15 protein-coding genes are annotated in these 16,384 nt (G+C 66.1%); 11 read left to right on the top strand and 4 right to left on the bottom strand.

The features are described 5' to 3' along the window. Nucleotide 1: 1 nt before the first annotated feature. Nucleotides 2-1,336 (bottom strand): FAD-binding oxidoreductase, encoded by a 1,335-nt coding sequence (locus BBTA_RS33640; RefSeq protein ID WP_012046985.1) that lies wholly within the window; start codon nucleotides 1,334-1,336, stop codon nucleotides 2-4. Between the two features lie 9 nt (nucleotides 1,337-1,345). Further along, the gene (locus BBTA_RS33635) at nucleotides 1,346-2,773 is read right to left on the bottom strand and encodes a UbiA family prenyltransferase (protein ID WP_012046984.1); all 1,428 of its coding nucleotides are present in this window, start codon (nucleotides 2,771-2,773) and stop codon (nucleotides 1,346-1,348) included. A 133-nt stretch (nucleotides 2,774-2,906) separates the two neighbouring features. Between BBTA_RS33635 and BBTA_RS33630 the strand changes: the two genes are divergently transcribed. Further along, nucleotides 2,907-4,487, top strand: a complete 1,581-nt coding sequence (locus tag BBTA_RS33630) for a hypothetical protein (protein ID WP_041751061.1) — start codon at nucleotides 2,907-2,909, stop codon at nucleotides 4,485-4,487. Nucleotides 4,488-4,500: 13 nt separating this feature from the next. Here the strand turns inward: BBTA_RS33630 and BBTA_RS33625 are convergent, their stop codons facing one another. Next, nucleotides 4,501-5,133, bottom strand: coding sequence for a winged helix DNA-binding protein (locus tag BBTA_RS33625; RefSeq protein ID WP_012046982.1), 633 nt, complete (start codon nucleotides 5,131-5,133; stop codon nucleotides 4,501-4,503). Between the two features lie 155 nt (nucleotides 5,134-5,288). Between BBTA_RS33625 and BBTA_RS33620 the strand changes: the two genes are divergently transcribed. From BBTA_RS33620 to BBTA_RS33585, 8 genes are all read left to right on the top strand, one after another. Further along, on the top strand, nucleotides 5,289-6,521 hold the full coding sequence (locus BBTA_RS33620) for a dienelactone hydrolase family protein (RefSeq protein WP_012046981.1): 1,233 nt from the start codon (nucleotides 5,289-5,291) through the stop codon (nucleotides 6,519-6,521). 75 nt (nucleotides 6,522-6,596) lie between these two features. Continuing rightward, nucleotides 6,597-8,138 carry an ABC transporter substrate-binding protein gene (locus BBTA_RS33615; RefSeq protein WP_041751060.1) on the top strand — a complete coding sequence of 514 codons (1,542 nt, stop codon included), beginning with the start codon at nucleotides 6,597-6,599 and terminating at the stop codon, nucleotides 8,136-8,138. Nucleotides 8,139-8,153: 15 nt separating this feature from the next. Then, the gene (locus BBTA_RS33610) at nucleotides 8,154-9,161 is read left to right on the top strand and encodes an ABC transporter permease (RefSeq protein ID WP_012046979.1); all 1,008 of its coding nucleotides are present in this window, start codon (nucleotides 8,154-8,156) and stop codon (nucleotides 9,159-9,161) included. Further along, nucleotides 9,154-10,044 (top strand): ABC transporter permease, encoded by an 891-nt coding sequence (locus BBTA_RS33605; protein ID WP_012046978.1) that lies wholly within the window; start codon nucleotides 9,154-9,156, stop codon nucleotides 10,042-10,044. Before BBTA_RS33610 ends, BBTA_RS33605 begins: the two co-directional genes overlap by 8 nt. Further along, entirely contained in the window at nucleotides 10,041-10,916 is an 876-nt protein-coding gene (locus BBTA_RS33600) for an ABC transporter ATP-binding protein (protein WP_012046977.1), read from the top strand. Before BBTA_RS33605 ends, BBTA_RS33600 begins: the two co-directional genes overlap by 4 nt. Beyond that, complete coding sequence (locus BBTA_RS33595; protein WP_012046976.1) at nucleotides 10,913-11,773, top strand: ATP-binding cassette domain-containing protein; 861 nt, start codon at nucleotides 10,913-10,915, stop codon at nucleotides 11,771-11,773. The genes BBTA_RS33600 and BBTA_RS33595 overlap by 4 nt, the downstream gene beginning before the upstream one ends. Then, nucleotides 11,770-12,486 carry an SDR family oxidoreductase gene (locus tag BBTA_RS33590; protein WP_012046975.1) on the top strand — a complete coding sequence of 239 codons (717 nt, stop codon included), beginning with the start codon at nucleotides 11,770-11,772 and terminating at the stop codon, nucleotides 12,484-12,486. Before BBTA_RS33595 ends, BBTA_RS33590 begins: the two co-directional genes overlap by 4 nt. A gap of 262 nt (nucleotides 12,487-12,748) precedes the next feature. Further along, nucleotides 12,749-13,348, top strand: a complete 600-nt coding sequence (locus tag BBTA_RS33585; protein ID WP_012046973.1) for a VOC family protein — start codon at nucleotides 12,749-12,751, stop codon at nucleotides 13,346-13,348. A gap of 209 nt (nucleotides 13,349-13,557) precedes the next feature. On the opposite strand, the gene BBTA_RS33580 is transcribed toward BBTA_RS33585, so the two are convergent. Further along, the gene (locus BBTA_RS33580) at nucleotides 13,558-14,130 is read right to left on the bottom strand and encodes a hypothetical protein (protein ID WP_012046972.1); all 573 of its coding nucleotides are present in this window, start codon (nucleotides 14,128-14,130) and stop codon (nucleotides 13,558-13,560) included. A 352-nt stretch (nucleotides 14,131-14,482) separates the two neighbouring features. Between BBTA_RS33580 and BBTA_RS33575 the strand changes: the two genes are divergently transcribed. After that, nucleotides 14,483-14,878 carry a GFA family protein gene (locus tag BBTA_RS33575; RefSeq protein WP_012046971.1) on the top strand — a complete coding sequence of 132 codons (396 nt, stop codon included), beginning with the start codon at nucleotides 14,483-14,485 and terminating at the stop codon, nucleotides 14,876-14,878. 229 nt (nucleotides 14,879-15,107) lie between these two features. Continuing rightward, complete coding sequence (locus BBTA_RS33570; RefSeq protein ID WP_012046970.1) at nucleotides 15,108-16,364, top strand: aminopeptidase; 1,257 nt, start codon at nucleotides 15,108-15,110, stop codon at nucleotides 16,362-16,364. Nucleotides 16,365-16,384: the final 20 nt, after the last annotated feature.

Below are 16,384 nucleotides of genomic sequence, written 5' to 3'. Positions count from 1 at the left end.
CTCAGATCCCCAATCGGGCCGAAAGGTGGGAGACGAGTTTGTCGGTGGCGCCGATGCAGCGGCGGATGTCGCGCAAGCCGTCGAGACCGGCATAGCCGGCGGCGAAGGTGGCCCGCGACTGCCGCGCATCCTTGGCGAGATAGAGTCGGCCTCCCGCGGCGGTGACGATCGCATCGAGTTCGTCAAGGAACCCGAACAGCGAGTCCTGAATCGGAAAATCCATGGCCAGCGTGTAGCCGCGCAAGGGAAACGACATCAGGCCGTGGCTGTCGCCGAGCTGCTTGAGCACCGCGAGGAACGAGGCGCTGCCGCGGCGCGCGACGCGGTCGAGGATCTCGGCCAGGACGCGGCGGGCGTTGGCTGCGGGAATCACACACTGATGCTGCAGGAATCCGCGCGGACCATAGATGCGATTCCAGTGGCCGATCGTGTCAAGCGGGAAGAAGTAGGGATCCCAGTGCACGAGTTGTGGCGTCAGGGCCTGCCGGGCACCGCGCCGGAAATACAGCGCATTGAAGCCGCGCACCGCGAGCGGGTTGAGCACGAAGCTTGGCATAAAGGCCGGCATCGAAGGTCCAGCACGCCGCTGCGGCGGGAAGGCGTCGCGCGCCGGCGCGAAACGGTCCTTGTCGGCTGCGCTTGCATGGTCTGCGGCGTAGATCAACGAGCGGCCGAGCGCGCGTCCGCGGGCCAGGCAGTCGATCCAGGCGACCGAATAAGTATGGGCCGCGGTTCGTTCCAGCGCGGCCATGGCGGCGTCGAGATCCTCGGCGACATGGGTCTCCTGCACCAGCCAGCCGGTCTCGATCGGCATCAGGACCAAAGTCGCTTCGACAATGATGCCGGTCAGCCCCATGCCGCCAACGGTGGCATGAAACAGCTCGGCATTGGCGTGCCGCGAGCAGGTGACGATCTCGCCGTTCGGCAGCATCAATCGAAGCGCGATCACATGATCACCGAAGCCGCCGTCACGATGATGATTCTTGCCGTGGACGTCGGCCGCGATCGCGCCGCCGATACTGACGAATTTGGTACCCGGCACGACTTTCAGGAAGAAGCCGCGCGGCACGTAGGTCGCGAGGATGTCGGCAATGGTGACGCCGGCCTCGACCGTCAGCTCGCCGCTCGCAGGATCGAAGCGGCGCATCCGGTTGAGGCGCGATGATGTCAGCGTCGTCGCCATGCCGACCGCGGCGTCGCCATAGGCGCGCCCCTGGCCGCGGGCAACGAGTCCGCTGCGCCCGGCGAGCAGCGGCGCGATGGCCTCGGCTCGCGCGGGCACGAGCTGCTCGGTCGGAATGCGCGGATAATTGCCCCAGCCGGCGAGGTCGCTCATGGCCGGTCGTTACATTGCGGCGAGCATGATCGCACCGATGGTGCCGAGCGCGAGCCAGCTGACCCGGTCCTTCAGCGCAAAGATCACCGGATCGTCGTCGATCAGGCCGCGCTGGGCGAACAGCATCACACGGGCGACCCAATACATCAGCACCGGACAGCTGGCCCACATGATCTGGGGATGACCGTAGAGCGCGCGCACCGCGTCTGACGAGATGTATAGCGTGAAGATGACGACGGCATTGAAGCCGGCGGCCGCCGCCAGGACCGCGATCATCGCCCGGTCGTTCGGCTGGTAATCGCGTGACAGCGGCCGGTCGCCGCTGCTCCGGCGGTCGAGCTCGACGTAACGCTTCACCAGCGCCAAGGCCATGAAGATGAAGAGCGAGAATGCGAACAGCCATTCCGACATCGCGACGCCGATGGCGACCGCGCCGGCGACGACGCGGATCGTGTAGAGCACGGCCAGCGTGACCACGTCGAGCAGCGCAAGGCGCTTCAGCCGGAACGAATAAGCGGTGGTCAGTGCGAGATAGCCGGCAAGCACGCCAAGGAAGGCCGGGGAGACCACCGCGGCGATCGTGATCGCGCCGATGAGCAGCAGCGCCATCGCGGCGATGGCCTGCGCCGGAGCAATCGCGCCGCTGGCGATCGGCCGCTCGCGCTTGGTGGCATGGGCGCGGTCGGCGCTGACATCGACGAGGTCGTTGAGGATGTAGGCCGCGGAGGCGCCGAGCGAAAAGGCAAGCGCCGCAAACAGCGCCGTGATCGCCGGCCACAGGCCGAATTGATGGGCCGTCAGCAGTGGCACCAGAACGAGCGCGTTCTTGGCCCATTGATGCACGCGCAGCAGCTTCGCCCAGACCCGCCAGCCGACGGGATCGCTGGTCGCAACGGACGGCGCCGCAGGTGAGCGGCGCGGGATTCGCGTCGCGCCGGCCGGCAGCACTTCGGAATCATGGCCGAGATAATCGAAGCCCTGACTCCAGGACTGCAGCAGGCTCAGGGCCTCCGGATCGAGCCTGGCGCCATCCGCCGAGGCGGTCCAGGCGGTGAATACGCCGAGATGCTGGGCGATGGCACCGACGAGCGCGCTGTCATAGGTGTCGGAGGCGAGATAGACCGGACGGCCTTCGCCGAGGACGCGCAGCATATAAGCAACGGTTTCGGTGTCGTAGGCGAGACGGGCCGGATCGAAATGTGCCGAATTGGCCAGGCGTCGCTTCAGCTCGGCCGGACCGCGCAGCACGGCGGCGGCCAAGGCGATGGCGGCTGCGGGACGATGGGCGATCTCCGACCAGATCGCCTCGCTCGACAGGCTCGTCTGCATCAGCACGTCGTCGACATCGACGACCAGCGGCCGGCCGCCGCGCAGGCGCGCGTCGCGGAGTGGGCCGGCGTCACCCGGGCCGGTCGTGTCTTGATAGGGAAGTGGCATCTCTCACCGCTGCTGGCGTCGCGCTCATCCTGCGGCTTGCTTCCCTAAGATCGTGTGAACCGGCGCGGAGCAACCAGGACGAAAGCCGGTGCTAAGGATTTTCCGTCATGGATGCGCGAGCAGCAGCGCATCCATGGATTCGACCGGTTCCTCAGCCCAGAAGCTTCTCCAGGTCGCCGGCGCATGGCTCGGCGGCTGCGCGCTCGCGGCCTTTGCCGTCCGTTCGGTTAACGATCCGTTGTGGGCCGACGAATTGCTGACGACGCATTTGCTGCAGGCGGACAGCCTGCCGAGGCTGTGGAGGGGGATCGCGCGCGGCATCGACGGCAATCCGCCGCTCTATCTCACCGGCGCATGGCTGCTGACGCGGTTATTGCCCTCAGCCGTGCCCGTTGTCGCGGCGTTGAAGCTGCTGAATATCGCATTGGTCGGCCTCGGCCTTGTCGCGCTGTGGCGGCTCGCCCGCCGTGCGCTCTCGGCGGTCTCCTGCACGGCCGGCGCCCTGATCCTCGTCACGCTGAACGACAACCTGCTCTACGCCGCCTTCGAACTGCGGACCTATGCCACCTATTTCGCGACGGCGGCCGTCGCGGCGCTGTGCCAGCAGCGGCTGATCGAGCGCGGTCGTCCCGCCGATCTGATGCTATCAGCGTTGTCCTTCGTCGGCCTGGCCTTCGCGCATACGTTCGGCATCGCCTATGTCGGCTGCATCGCGCTGGCCGGCTGTCTCAGCCGGCCGCGTGATGGTGCGCTGCTGCGCCGGGCGCTGCTTGCGACAGGTCCGGCGGTGCTCCTCCTTCTGGCCTGGACGCCGGTGCTGCGCGAGCAATTGCAGGTGGCGAGCCCCTATGGCTGGATGACGGAGCCGGGCTGGAGCGAACTGGCCGAGACCCTGTTCTCGTCGCAATGGCTGCTGGCGATCAGCGTGGTCGCGCTGCTGGGTCTGGGCAACGCCGGAATGGCATGGCTGAAACGAACGCCGCGGCGGCTCGAGGAGATGGTCGCCAGCGACCAAGGGCAGCCAGCCCGCTATCTCGGCCTCCTAGCGGCCGGCTTTACCGCCTTCGCGCTCGCCGGCTGGATGGTGTCGCGCGCCGCTGTCCCCATCTTCGTGCCGCGGTTCTTCACCCCGCAGATCGTGGTGTCCTACCTGCTGCTCACAGCCTTTGCGCAATGGCTGCTCGTTGCCGCACCGCGTGCGCTGGCGCTCCCGGCCGCGCTGCTGATCGGCGGATTGATGTTGCGCAACGTCGTGGATCATGCGGCCACGCCGTTCCACGGCGATCCCGTCTGCGCCGATGCGAATGGCGGCTATTTCGAGAGCCCGCATGTCGGCGGTGACCTGCCGGTGATCGCGGACTCGCCCCATGTCTTCCTGCCGCGCGCCGCCTATGCCGCGCATGCTGCGGCCTATCGATTTCCGCTCGATTGGGATGTGGTGATGACCTATCCGACGCGGTCGCCGGGCAATGCGGTCGACTATCACATTCTGCAGGCCTTGCAGGGTTGGCTGCCGATGCCGCAAATCGTGAGCACGGCCGATGTCGTGCGCGATGGTGCCCAGTTCCTGGTGATCGAAACGCCGGGGCGCGCCTGGTTCGATCATCTGCGTGCCACGCACAAGGTGCAGGCCGAGGCGCTGGCGCACAGCGTCGGCCGGGCTGGCGTGGTCTGCACCTTGTGGAAGGTCACGGCCGTCGACGCGCCGCGCTGAATGCGCGGCGCGATTAGGACTGGTGGCGCTTGGTGATGGCGACGCGCGCCGCTTGGCCATAGAGTCCCGACATCTGGTCGAGTTGCGCGGTGGTTGCCGCGCAGCTGTCGATCCAGCCGGGCAGCGCGTCGAACAGCGGCGGCAGCGTCGTGGCGCGCAAGGCGGCATAGTCCTCGGTGACGGCGCGGCCGCGGGCGGTGGCGCGGTAGCGCGTCTCCTTGCGCGAGGAGCGGCCTTCGGTTTCGATCAGGCCGGCGCGCACCAACTTGCGCGTCGCATATTGCAGATTGGGCACGTCGACGCGGTTGAGCAATTGGCCGACTTCGGCGAGCCGTTTCGGCTCGTCGCCCATGCGCACGACATTGAGGACGGCGACGTCGTCGCCGGTCAGCGGTACCTCGCACACCGCTGCGAGGCAGGACGCCTTCCAGCGGTAATAGGACTGCGCCAGCCGCTCCAGCGCAAATTCGAAATCCGACAGCCGCCGCTCCGCATCGCTGCGGGCGAGATGCCAGGAGCCCTTGTCGCCGTTCGCATCCGCGGCGTTGCGTGCCTTGGCCGGCTGTGAACCTGTCCTACGGCCGGCGGATTTCGCCTTCACCGCCACGGCCTTGCGCGTCGCCGCGGCGCCATCAGCCCTTTTCAATATCCCATCTCCCGATGCCGCTCCGCACAATGCGTGTGCAGCGCATGCTCAATCTCTGCTGTTTACATCCGATATTTTTACATTAAAAATTCAATGAAGAAAACACATCAGGTGCGGCGTCACTGTGGACGCCGGCAGGACCGGGGAGCATGACGATGGCTGGACAGTGGGTCGACATTGCCGCCGCCGATGGCGGCACGTTCAAGGGCTATCTAGCCGTGCCGGCATCAGGCTCCGGTCCCGGCATCGTGCTCCTGCAGGAGATCTTCGGCGTCAACGCCTCGATGCGCGCGGTCGCCGACTACTATGCCGAAGAGGGCTATGTCGTGCTGGCGCCCGACCTGTTCTGGCGCTTCGAGCCGGGCATCGAGCTCGGCTACGGCGAGGCGGATTTCGCCAAGGCGTTCGGCTACTACCAGCGCTTTGACGTCAATCTCGCGATCAAGGACACGGCGGACGCACTGAAGGTGCTGCGGGCGCGGCCTGAATGCAAGGGCAAGGTCGGCGCGCTCGGCTTCTGCCTCGGCGGCAAGCTCGCTTACCTCACCGCGGCCCGCACCGATGTCGATTGCGCCGTCTCCTATTATGGAGTCGGCATCGAGGCCGATATCGCCGAGGCCAAGACCATCAAGGGACCGATCGTCTTCCACTTTGCGGAGCTCGACAAGTTCGCCCCTGCCGAGGCGCGCGAGGCGATCAAGGCCGGCTTTGCCGGCCGCGACGATGCCGAGTTCTATCTCTATCCCGGCTGCGACCACGCCTTCGCCGCGCCGGAGCGCGCCAGCTTCGACAAGCCGGCGACGCTGATGGCGCATTCGCGCTCGATCGCGCTGTTCCGCAAGGTTCTCGGTCCGCATTATGACCTGTCGTCGCTGTGGGATCGCCACACCGAGCTCGAATTCGCCACCCGCTCGGCGGAGGCGACGATGGGCACGATGGTCGCCGAGCCCTATGTCAACCACATCCCGACCATGACCGGCGGCGTCGGTTACAAGAACTTGCTGCGCTTCTACGCCAATCACTTCATCCCGAAGACGCCCGCGGACACCAAGCTTGTACCGATCTCGCGCACCATCGGTGCCGACCGCGTCGTCGATGAGATGCTGTTCTGCTTCACCCACGATATCGAGATCGACTGGATGCTGCCCGGCATCCCGCCGACCGGCAAATATGTCGAGATCCCCTTGGTCGCGATCGTCCGCTTCCGCGGCGACAAGCTCTACAACGAGCACATTTATTGGGATCAGGCCTCGGTGCTGGTGCAGATCGGTCTGCTCGATCCGGCCAAGCTGCCGGTCGCGGGCATCGAGACCGCCAAGAAGCTGGTCGATGAATCCCTGCCCTCGAACACGCTGATGAAGTGCTGGGCCGAGAGCGCGCCGAACTGATCACGTCGTCGGGCGGCGTCGGCAGGAACGCCGCCTCATTCGCTCGTCGTCCTTCGCATCCGGAGTTGCATCACCATGCGTGACCATCAGATCTCTCGTCGTACGATGTTGCAGCTCGCCGGTGCGGCTGCGCTGCCGCTCGCCGCCGGCCTGCCGATCCATTCGGCGCGCGCCGCCGCGGGCACCCTGACCATCGCTTACAATGTCAATCTGCCGTCGTTCGATCCGACCGTCGGCGTCTCGGCGGTGAACCCGACGATCCAGTCGATCTACCAGGCGATCTTCGATCCCTATATCGGCCAGGCCGCCGATCTCTCCTTCAAGCCGGGCCTCCTGACCAAATGGGGCTGGAACGAGGACCGCAGCAAGGTCACGATGGAGCTGCGCTCCGACGCGACCTGGCATGACGGCTCCAAGGTGACGCCGGAGGACGTGGTGTGGTCGCTGACCCGCGCCGCCGATCCGAAGGGTGGCAACCCGATCCAGTTTGTCTGGTCGAAGATCAATAACTTCAAGATCGACGGCCAGACCATCACAGCCGATGTGGTCGAGTTCGAGCCCGTGCTGTTCAAATGGATGGCGTTCCTCACTGGCTACGTGCTGCCGAAGGCGTATTACGAGAAGGTCGGCGCCGAGGGCTTCGAGAAGGCGCCGATCGGCTCTGGCCCCTACAAGGTGGATGCGTTCGAGCGCAACGCCTTCCTGCGGCTGAAGGCGCATCCCGGCTATTGGGGGCCAAAGCCGGCGTTCGACACCGTCGTCTTCAAGTTCGTCACCGATCCGACCAGCCGCGTCGCCGAGATCGAGTCCGGCGGCTCCGACATCACTTTCGAGATTCCCTATGAGGAGTTCGACCGCCTCAAGGCCAAGCCGAACCTCGCCGGGCTCACCCAGCCGATCTCCGACATCGGCATGATCTTCCTGACCGACATCGACCCGATGCTCGACCGCAACGTGCGGCTCGCCGCCAATCACGCCATCGACAAGAAGGCGATCGTCGAGAAGCTGTTGCGCGGCTATGGCGTGCCGATCGACACGCTGGAGGCGCCGGGCTACGCCGCGTTCGATCCGTCGATCAAGACAGCCTACGACCCGGAGCTGGCGAAGAGCCTGCTCGCCAAGAGCGGCTACTCGACCGCCAAGCCGGTCAAGTTCACGATCCAGACGACGCGCGGCTTCAAGCCAAAGGACTACGAGATGGTCCAGGCGATCGCCGGCATGTGGCGCAAGGTCGGCATCGAGGCCAATATCGAGGTCTACGAGATCGCGCAGCATTTCGAGCTGCGCGCCCGCCACGCGCTGGCGCCGGCCGCGTTCTACAATTGGGGCAATGCGATCGGCGATCCCACGACCTCGACCGGCTTTGCGATGTTCGGCCCGTCGCCGCACTCGGCCTGGAAGGGCAAGGACCTGATCGAGCGCATCGGGCCGCTGTGGGGCGAGAAGGACGACGCCAAGCGCATCGCCGGCTGGAAGGCGGTCGACAAATACATCGCCGAGGAAGGCGAGGTGATTCCGCTGCTGCAATATGTCCAGCCGATCATCCATAAGAAGGGGCTGAAGGTGGTGCCGCAGGCCAACGGCATGATCCTGCCGCAACTCGTCACCCAGGGCTGAGCGGGGACGCGGGCGATGCGCTGGAGCGCCATTCTCAAGCGCCTCGCTCTGATCCCGCCGACCTTGCTCGGCGTCGGCGCCATCGTGTTCGTGCTGCTGCGCGTGGTGCCCGGCGATCCCATCGCGATGATGATCCCGCCGGGCGCCTCGCCGGCGGATATCGCGCGGCTGCGCGCGCTCTATGGCCTCGACCAGCCGCTGCTGGCGCAATTCGTGACATGGCTCGGCCAGGTCGCATCGGGCGATTTCGGCCGCTCGATCAGCCTGCGCCAGCAGGTCTTTGAACTGGTCGGCGCGCGGCTGCCGGCGACCTTGGAGCTCGCGGCGCTCGCTGTCGCGCTCGCGCTCATGATGGGCGTGGCGGTGGCCGTGGTCGGCAGTCTGCTGCGTGGCAGCCGCCTCGAATGGCTGCTCGACACCGCCAACGGCTTCTTCCTCGCCATTCCCGATTTCTTGTGGGCGCTGATCCTGCTGCTCGGCTTCGGCGTGCTGCTGCCGCTGTTGCCGATCTCCGGCCGGCTCGATCCGCAGCTCGCGGTCGCCTTCCGCACCCACTTCTATCTGATCGAAAGCCTGCTGACTTTGCGCTTCGACGTCGCCGCCGATCTCTTGCGCCACATGCTGCTGCCGTCGCTGGCCTTGGCGCTGCCGTTCGCGGCGCTGGTCGCGCGGCTGTTGAAGGCGCAACTCGCCGAGGCCGAGGATCAGGATTACGCCCAGATCGCGCGCACGCGCGGCTTCTCGCGCACCACCATCCTGCAACGCGAGGTGTTTCCGAACGCGCTGATCCCGACCGTGGCGCTGTCCGGCGTGCAAGTCACCCTGTTGCTCGGCGGAACCGTGCTGGTCGAGCGCATCTTCTCCTATGAGGGCATCGGCAATATGGCGATCGACGCGGTCATCAACCGTGATTTCCCGCTGATCCAGGGGCTGATCCTGACCTTTGCGGTGCTGTTCATCGCCCTCAACCTCGCCGTCGATCTCCTGGTGGCGGTGCTCGATCCGAGGCTGCGTCATGGCTGATCTCATTCTCTCGGGACCGATCTCCGCGCCGGCCTCGCGCTGGCGCAGCGCGCTGGCGCGCGGCGGGGCACGGCTGTGGATCGGCGGCGTCCTTGTTGCCTTGCTGCTGTTGATCGCGTTGTTCGCGCCGGTGATCGCGCCGCATGATCCGGCCGAGCAGGATCTGATGTCGGCGCAACTGCCGCCCGCCTTCATGCGCGGCGGCGAGGCCGCGTTTCCGCTGGGCACCGACAGCCTCGGGCGCTGCGTCCTGTCGCGGCTGATGTATTCCGCGCGGACCGCCGTGTCGGTGGCCCTGATCGCCTCGCTGCTCGCCGCGATCATCGGCATCGCGCTCGGCCTCGTCGCTGGCGCCTTCGGCGGCGTCCCTGATCAGTCGGTCTCGCGGCTGATCGATGTGTGGATGGCCTTCCCGCCGGTGCTGCTGTCGATCGTGCTCGCGGCGGTGATCGGCGCCGGGCTTGTGTCGGTCATCGCCGCCATCGTCGTGGTCGATTGGACCCGCTTCGCCCGCATCATCAGAGCCGAGACTCAGGCCCAGCTGGCGCGCGACTATGCCGCGGCCGCGCACGTGCTCGGTCTCACCCGCGCGCAGGCGCTGCGGCTGGAGATCCTGCCCAATCTGGTGCCGCTGATCGTCACCCTGCTGGCGGTCGAGATGGGAATCGCGATCCTGGTCGAGGTCATCCTGTCCTTTGTCGGTATCTCCGTCACCGGCGACACCGCGAGCTGGGGCGGCATGATTACCGAGGGGCGGCAGATCGTCTACCAGGCGCCGTGGATCATGGCGCTGCCGATTCTCGCCGTCATCATCAGCGTCATCGGCTTCAATCTGCTCGGCGACGGTCTGCGCGCCGCGCTCGATCCGGTGCAGCGCCGATGAGTGCCGTGCTCGAGATCGACAATCTCCATGTCGCGATCGGCGCCGCCAATGTGCTGCGCGGCGTCAGCCTGCGCGTCGAGGCCGGCGAGGTGCGCGGTTTGGTCGGCGAATCCGGCGCCGGCAAATCGATGGTCGGCCGCACCATCTTCGGGCTGTTGCCGGCCAAGGCTGCGATCCGCGCCGGCCAGGTGCAGTTCGAAGGCCGCGACCTCTTGGCGATGCCGGACAAGGAGCGGCGCGGTCTGCTCGGACGCCGCATCGCGCTGATCCCGCAGGATCCGATGACCTCGCTCAATCCGGTCCGGCGCATCGGTGCGCAGATGGTCGCGCTGCTGCAGCTGCATCTCGGCCTGTCGAAGCGCGCCGCTCTGGATCGCGCCGCCGATCTGCTCGCCGAGGTCGCAATCCGCGATCCCGCGCGCGTGCTGCAACTCTATCCTCACGAACTCTCCGGCGGAATGCGTCAGCGTGTGCTGATCGCGATGGCATTTGCCTGCGACCCGGCACTGGTCATCGCCGACGAGCCGACCACCGCGCTCGATGTCACCGTGCAGCGCCAGGTGCTGCAGCTGGTCGAACGGATGCGTCAGCGCCATGACGCCGCGATCCTGTTCGTCACGCACGATCTCGGCGTGGTCGCCAAGATCTGCCGCAGCATGACCGTGCTGCATGCCGGCCGCGTTCTCGAGGACGGCCCGACCGCGGACGTCCTGGTGAAGCCGCATCATGCCTACACCCGCGCGCTTCTGGCGGCGACGCCACGCGCCGATCGCCCGGCGGATGCGCTGAAGCCGGTGCCGCCGGCGCTGATCGAAAGCCTCTGGGCCGAGGCGCGCCGGCTCGATCAGCTGACCGCGACGAGGCCGGCATGAGCGACATCCTGCTCCGCACCGGCCAGCTCGGCTTCGCCTATCCGGCGCGATCGACATCGCCGTTCGGCAAGCCCGTGATGCGTGACGTCATCAAATCTGTCGATCTCGCGGTGCCGCGCGGCGCGGTGCTCGGTCTCGTGGGCGAATCCGGCTCTGGCAAGACCACGCTCGGGCGGCTTCTGGTGCGGCTGCTGGAGCCGACGTCGGGCGGCATCCAGTTCGACGGCACCGAGATCAGCCACTTGTCGGAAGCTGCGTTGCGCCCGCTGCGCGCGCGGATCCAGATGATCTTCCAGGATCCGCAATCGTCGCTCAATCCGCGCCTGCCGCTGGCGGTGACCTTGACGCGCCAGCTCGAGGTCTATGGCCGGCTGAAGGGCAGGCGTGATCGCCGCGACCGTGCCGCCGCGCTGCTCGATCTCGTCGGTCTGCCGACGGCGTTCGTCGACCGCTATCCGCACGAGCTCTCCGGTGGCCAGCGCCAGCGCGCCGGCATCGCGCGGGCTCTGGCGCTGCAGCCGGACTTCATCGTCGCCGATGAGATCGTCTCCGGCCTCGACGTCTCCACCCAGGCGCATATCCTGATGCTGTTGAAGGAGCTGCGCGCCAAGCTTGGTCTCACGGTCGTCTTCATCAGCCATGACCTGTCGGTGATTCGCGTGCTGTGCGACGAGGTCGCCATTCTTCGGGGCGGCGAGGTGGTGGAGCACGGTCCGGTCGGCCGCATCTTCTCCCATCCGCAACACGCCTATACGCGCCAGCTTCTTGCCGCCATTCCGCTCCCCGATGTCGAGCCGGGCTGGCTCGACGACATCCCGTCCCGTCAGCAACCCCAGCAGCAGGGATCAGCCGCATGAGTGCTTCGATCAAGGACTCCGTCGTCGTCATCACCGGCGCCACCGGCGCGATCGCCACGGCGCTCATCGCCGAACTTCTCGCCCGCGGCGCGGCCAAGATCTACGCCGCCGCGCGCGACGTCTCGGGACTTGCGGCCACCGGCAAGATCGTGCCGCTGAAGCTCGATGTCACCAGCGATGCCGACGCGGCGGCCGCCGCCTTACAGGCATCGGACGCAACGCTGCTGATCAACAATGCGGGCGTCAATCACAACACCGCCTTCATGCTCGCGCCCGATCTCGCCTTCGCCAAGGAGGAGATCGAGATCAACTATCTGGCGCCGCTGCGGCTGACCCGCGCCTTCGCGCCGGTCCTGATCAGGAACCATGGCGCGGTGCTCAACATCCTCACCATCCTGGCGCGGGTGAACCTGCCGCTGATGGGCTCCTATTGCGCCTCGAAGGCCGCGGCCCTGAGCCTCACGCAAGGCCTGCGTGGCGAGCTCACGCCAAAGGGCGTGCGCATCGTCGGTGCACTGCCCGGCGCGGTCGACACGCGCATGACGGCCGGCCTGCCGATTCCGAAGATGACCCCGGCCGATGCCGCAAAAGAGATTCTCGACGGCTACGAAGCCGGTGAGGAGGACATCTATGTCGGCGACATGGCCAAGGGTCTCGCTGCTGGCTTGGCGCAGGATCACAAGGCGGTGGAGAAGCAGCTGGCATCGGGGTGACGCGTGGAGCTCCACCGGTTCAGCTACGAAGTGAGGGGTTTGTCGCGGCACACGACGTTGCTCGTGAGTTTCTCCGTCATGCCCGGGCTTGTCCCTGGCATCCACGTCGCTCCCGGAACGCCGCGCGACATGGATGGCCGGGACAAGCCCGGCCATGACGACGTGGAGGCTCACGGGCACAACACTCCGGTCGTCACACGTGTTCGGCTGGATGATCTTTCCCCGCAATCAGGTCATCAGTTTGTCCCCTGGGAGTCCATCGATGAAGATCAGTCAACGCCTCAGCGCCACGATCGCCGCCCTCGCCCTTTCCACCACCGTCGCCTCCGCCGATTCCATCCCCGGCCTGCGCGGCCATGACCACACCGGCATCACGGTGCCCGATGTAAAGGCCGCGATTGCCTTCTTCACCGACGTGATCGGCTGCAAGCAGGCGATGTCGTTCGGGCCGTTCTCCGACGACAAGGGCACATTCATGCAGGATGTCGTCAACGTGCATCCGCGCGCGGTCATTCACGAGATCAGCATGGTTCGCTGCGGCTATGGCTCCAATATCGAGCTGTTCCAGTATGAGGCGCCGGATCAGGCGAAGACGCAGCCGAAGAACAGCGATCTTGGCGGCCACCACATCGCGCTCTATGTCGACGACATCGACAAGGCCGCCGCCTATCTGAAATCGAAGGGTGTGCGCACGATGCAGGGCCCCATTCCAATCACCGAGGGGCCCGCTGGCGGCCAGTCGATCCTGTACTTCCTCACTCCCTGGGATCTGCAGATGGAGTTGATCAGCTACCCAAAGGGCATGGCCTACGAGAAGGGCGCGACGACCTTGCTGTGGTCGACGACGGAGCCGCAGAAGTAGAGCGCGCTGTCCTCGTTCGGATCAGGCTCAGTCGTGCGCCGTCGCTCTTGGCCGCCGAGTGGCTCGCATAGGCGCGTGCCATGATTCTCCGATGCGCAATGGCGTGCGCATCGGAGGTCGGGCATGCGTCGACGGCGAGCATCGCGCGCCTGTGTAACGGCGATCAAGCGACGGCTCGGTTGGTCAAGGAGAGACGGGCTGGGACTGGCTTAGTTGAACGCCATCGGCGTTGCGTTGGCCATCCAACCATCAGTCCGCGCACGGGCGAGATGCTGATATGCTGGTGCGCGGGCCTGGCGGGTGAAGCTGCTGGCCGCGCCGTACATCGACGACGCCGCATCGGGATTCACGATCGTATAGCCTGCGATGGAGCGCGGGTGCTCGCGGGTGACGTGACCCCCGGAGTTGCCGTCATGCACAAGCCAGACATTGCCCGCGACCTGCTGCTGCAGGATCATGACGTGGCCGGGACGGACCGCAGCCATGCCAGGCGCGGGATAGGCCCGCGGAAAGCGACGCCAGTTCGAGGCGAGATTGAGCTCGGGAATGACGCGGCCGAACTTGTAGAGCGATGCTTCGCAGCCGCAGAAGGCGTGCGGGCATCCTGACGGACGGCCGCCGACCACGCGGCCCTCGCCTGCGATCGAGGCCATGGCATACATGGCCGAGTGGTGATGGCGGTGCGCAAAGTGATGAGAATGATGATGGTGGTGACGGGGGCGGGCCTGAGCCTGCGTCGAGAGCGCCAGCAATGCGGCGATGAGGATGACAACACGATACATTTGGAGGACTCCTGAACTGTGAAATCCCCCTGCCACGTGCCAATCAGCCGGCAATCATGTCCTCAAAGTGACGGAATCGCCGGTGAGCCATGCAAAACCGCGAGGGGGCTGCTCATCGAGGCAGGTTCCAATTCAACCCAAGTAGTTGACTCTTTCTCACGACTACCTGGGTACGGTGTGTTCTCTCAGCTCCACGGTCGGACGTGGAATTGTATCAGGACGAGGGCGCGTGACATCGCGGCCCGTTGGGCCGCCACGCTGAGACTTGTTAGTCAATCGCAGCGTGGCGCCGCGCAGTGGTTCTCCAGACCAGGGCGCATGGATCTGGGCGCTTGCCTCAGAGGAGATGAGTATGGCGAGATTTCGTGGCAGCTGCCTGTGCGGTGAGGTCGTGTTCGAGGTCGACGGCCCGTTCGACAAGTTTCTCAACTGTCATTGTTCACGATGCCGTAAGGCCAGCGGCACGGCGCATTCCTGTGAGGTCATCGTCAAGGCCGCGGCGCTGCGCTGGCTGCAGGGCGAAGCGCGGGTCGCACGTTTCGACCTGCCGCAGGCGCGTAGCTTCGCGACGGCCTTCTGCAGTCGCTGCGGCAGCCCGATGCCGCATCTGACGCGCAGCGGCCGGGAGGCCATTGTCCCGGCCGGCGGCTTCGATCAATCGCTCGGGGCCGCGCCGGATCGTCACGTGCATTGGGCGTCACGCGCCGATTGGTATGTTCATGGTGACGGGCTGGACATCGAGGACTGATGCGATCGGATATTGACGCGGTGGTCGTCGGGCGACTCAGCGAGCGCTTGCTCACCTGCGATGAGGGTGCCCGGCAAGCGCCGGCGGCCGCCCGACCAGCCGCATCCCGCCGCTGCACCCCCAGCGGGGCGGAGAGATGACCGCACTGCCGCTGCTTCGCCATTGACCGTCCCATTCATTGGCCTATCTCTTGAAGACCGCGAAAAGAAACCGGAACTGGATACCTCTGATGACCGCACATCCGCGCAATTTCGATGCCGCCATCGATCCCGTGAAGCTCGACCGTCTTGCCGAGGTTGCGGTGAAGGTCGGCCTGCAGCTGCAGCCGGGGCAGGATCTGCTGCTGACCGCGCCGTCGGTGGCGCTGCCGCTGGTCCGGAAGGTCGCGGAGCACGCCTACAAGGCCGGCGCGGGCATCGTGACCTCGTTCTTCTCCGATGAGGAGCTGACGCTGGCGCGCTACCGCTTCGGTCACGACAACAGCTTCGATCGTGCCGCTGACTGGCTCTATCAGGGCATGGCCAAGGCGTTCTCGGAGAACACCGCGCGGCTCGCGATCGTCGGCGACAATCCCATGCTGCTGTCTGGTCAGGATCCGGCCAAGGTCGCACGCGCCAGCAAGGCCAATTCCAAGGCCTACCAGCCGGCGCTGGAGAAGATCACCAATTTCGAGACCAACTGGAACATCATCGCCTATCCGAGCGCATCATGGGCCAGGCTGGTGTTCCCCGATGTACCGGAGGAGGTCGCCGTCGCCAAGCTCGCGGACGCGATCTTCGCCGCCTCGCGTGTCGATCGGGAAGATGCCGTGTCCGCCTGGGAGCGTCACAACGCGGTGCTGCGCGAGCGCACCGAATGGCTCAATGGCCAGCGCTTCAGCGCGCTGCACTACACCGGCCCCGGCATGGACCTGACGATCGGTCTCGCCGACGGCCATGAATGGGAGGGCGGCGCGTCGACCGCCAAGAACGGCATCGTCTGCAACGCCAACATCCCGACCGAGGAGGTGTTCACCACGCCGCATTGCCGCCGCGTCTCCGGCCACGTCGTCAGCTCGAAGCCGCTGTCCTACCAAGGCACGCTGATCGACAACATCCAGGTCAAGTTCGAGGAAGGCCGCATCGTCGAGGCCAAGGCGTCGAAGGGCGAAGAGGTTCTAAACAAGGTGCTGGACACCGACGAGGGCGCGCGCCGGCTCGGCGAGGTCGCGCTGGTGCCGCACTCGTCGCCGATCTCCAAGAGCGGCCTGCTGTTCTACAACACGCTGTTCGACGAGAACGCCGCCTCGCACATCGCGCTCGGCCAGTGCTACTCGAAATGCTTTGTCAACGGCACCTCGCTGTCGCCACAGCAGATCGCGGCCCAAGGCGGCAATCAGAGCCTGATCCACATCGACTGGATGATCGGCGCCGCCGAGACCGACATTGACGGCATCCATGCCGATGGCCGCCGCGTGCCGGTGTTCCGCAAGGGCGAGTGGGCTTGAGAAGCAAGGATGCCGGTCGG

Origin of the sequence: Bradyrhizobium sp. BTAi1, assembly GCF_000015165.1 — a bacterium.
Classification (GTDB): Bacteria; Pseudomonadota; Alphaproteobacteria; order Rhizobiales; family Xanthobacteraceae; genus Bradyrhizobium; species Bradyrhizobium denitrificans.
The sequence above is the reverse complement of the archived record's forward strand: the minus strand, read 5'-3'. Positions and strand labels throughout refer to the sequence as shown.

What these genes read in the sequence shown, in the direction of transcription:
- BBTA_RS33640 (WP_012046985.1), bottom strand. Translation starts at nt 1,336, where the DNA reads ATGAGCGACCTCGCCGGCTGGGGCAATTATCCGCGCATTCCGACCGAG.
- BBTA_RS33635 (WP_012046984.1), bottom strand. Translation starts at nt 2,773, where the DNA reads ATGCCACTTCCCTATCAAGACACGACCGGCCCGGGTGACGCCGGCCCA.
- BBTA_RS33630 (WP_041751061.1), top strand. Translation starts at nt 2,907, where the DNA reads ATGGATTCGACCGGTTCCTCAGCCCAGAAGCTTCTCCAGGTCGCCGGC.
- BBTA_RS33620 (WP_012046981.1), top strand. Translation starts at nt 5,289, where the DNA reads ATGGCTGGACAGTGGGTCGACATTGCCGCCGCCGATGGCGGCACGTTC.
- BBTA_RS33615 (WP_041751060.1), top strand. Translation starts at nt 6,597, where the DNA reads ATGCGTGACCATCAGATCTCTCGTCGTACGATGTTGCAGCTCGCCGGT.
- BBTA_RS33610 (WP_012046979.1), top strand. Translation starts at nt 8,154, where the DNA reads ATGCGCTGGAGCGCCATTCTCAAGCGCCTCGCTCTGATCCCGCCGACC.
- BBTA_RS33605 (WP_012046978.1), top strand. Translation starts at nt 9,154, where the DNA reads ATGGCTGATCTCATTCTCTCGGGACCGATCTCCGCGCCGGCCTCGCGC.
- BBTA_RS33600 (WP_012046977.1), top strand. Translation starts at nt 10,041, where the DNA reads ATGAGTGCCGTGCTCGAGATCGACAATCTCCATGTCGCGATCGGCGCC.
- BBTA_RS33595 (WP_012046976.1), top strand. Translation starts at nt 10,913, where the DNA reads ATGAGCGACATCCTGCTCCGCACCGGCCAGCTCGGCTTCGCCTATCCG.
- BBTA_RS33590 (WP_012046975.1), top strand. Translation starts at nt 11,770, where the DNA reads ATGAGTGCTTCGATCAAGGACTCCGTCGTCGTCATCACCGGCGCCACC.
- BBTA_RS33585 (WP_012046973.1), top strand. Translation starts at nt 12,749, where the DNA reads ATGAAGATCAGTCAACGCCTCAGCGCCACGATCGCCGCCCTCGCCCTT.
- BBTA_RS33580 (WP_012046972.1), bottom strand. Translation starts at nt 14,130, where the DNA reads ATGTATCGTGTTGTCATCCTCATCGCCGCATTGCTGGCGCTCTCGACG.
- BBTA_RS33575 (WP_012046971.1), top strand. Translation starts at nt 14,483, where the DNA reads ATGGCGAGATTTCGTGGCAGCTGCCTGTGCGGTGAGGTCGTGTTCGAG.
- BBTA_RS33570 (WP_012046970.1), top strand. Translation starts at nt 15,108, where the DNA reads ATGACCGCACATCCGCGCAATTTCGATGCCGCCATCGATCCCGTGAAG.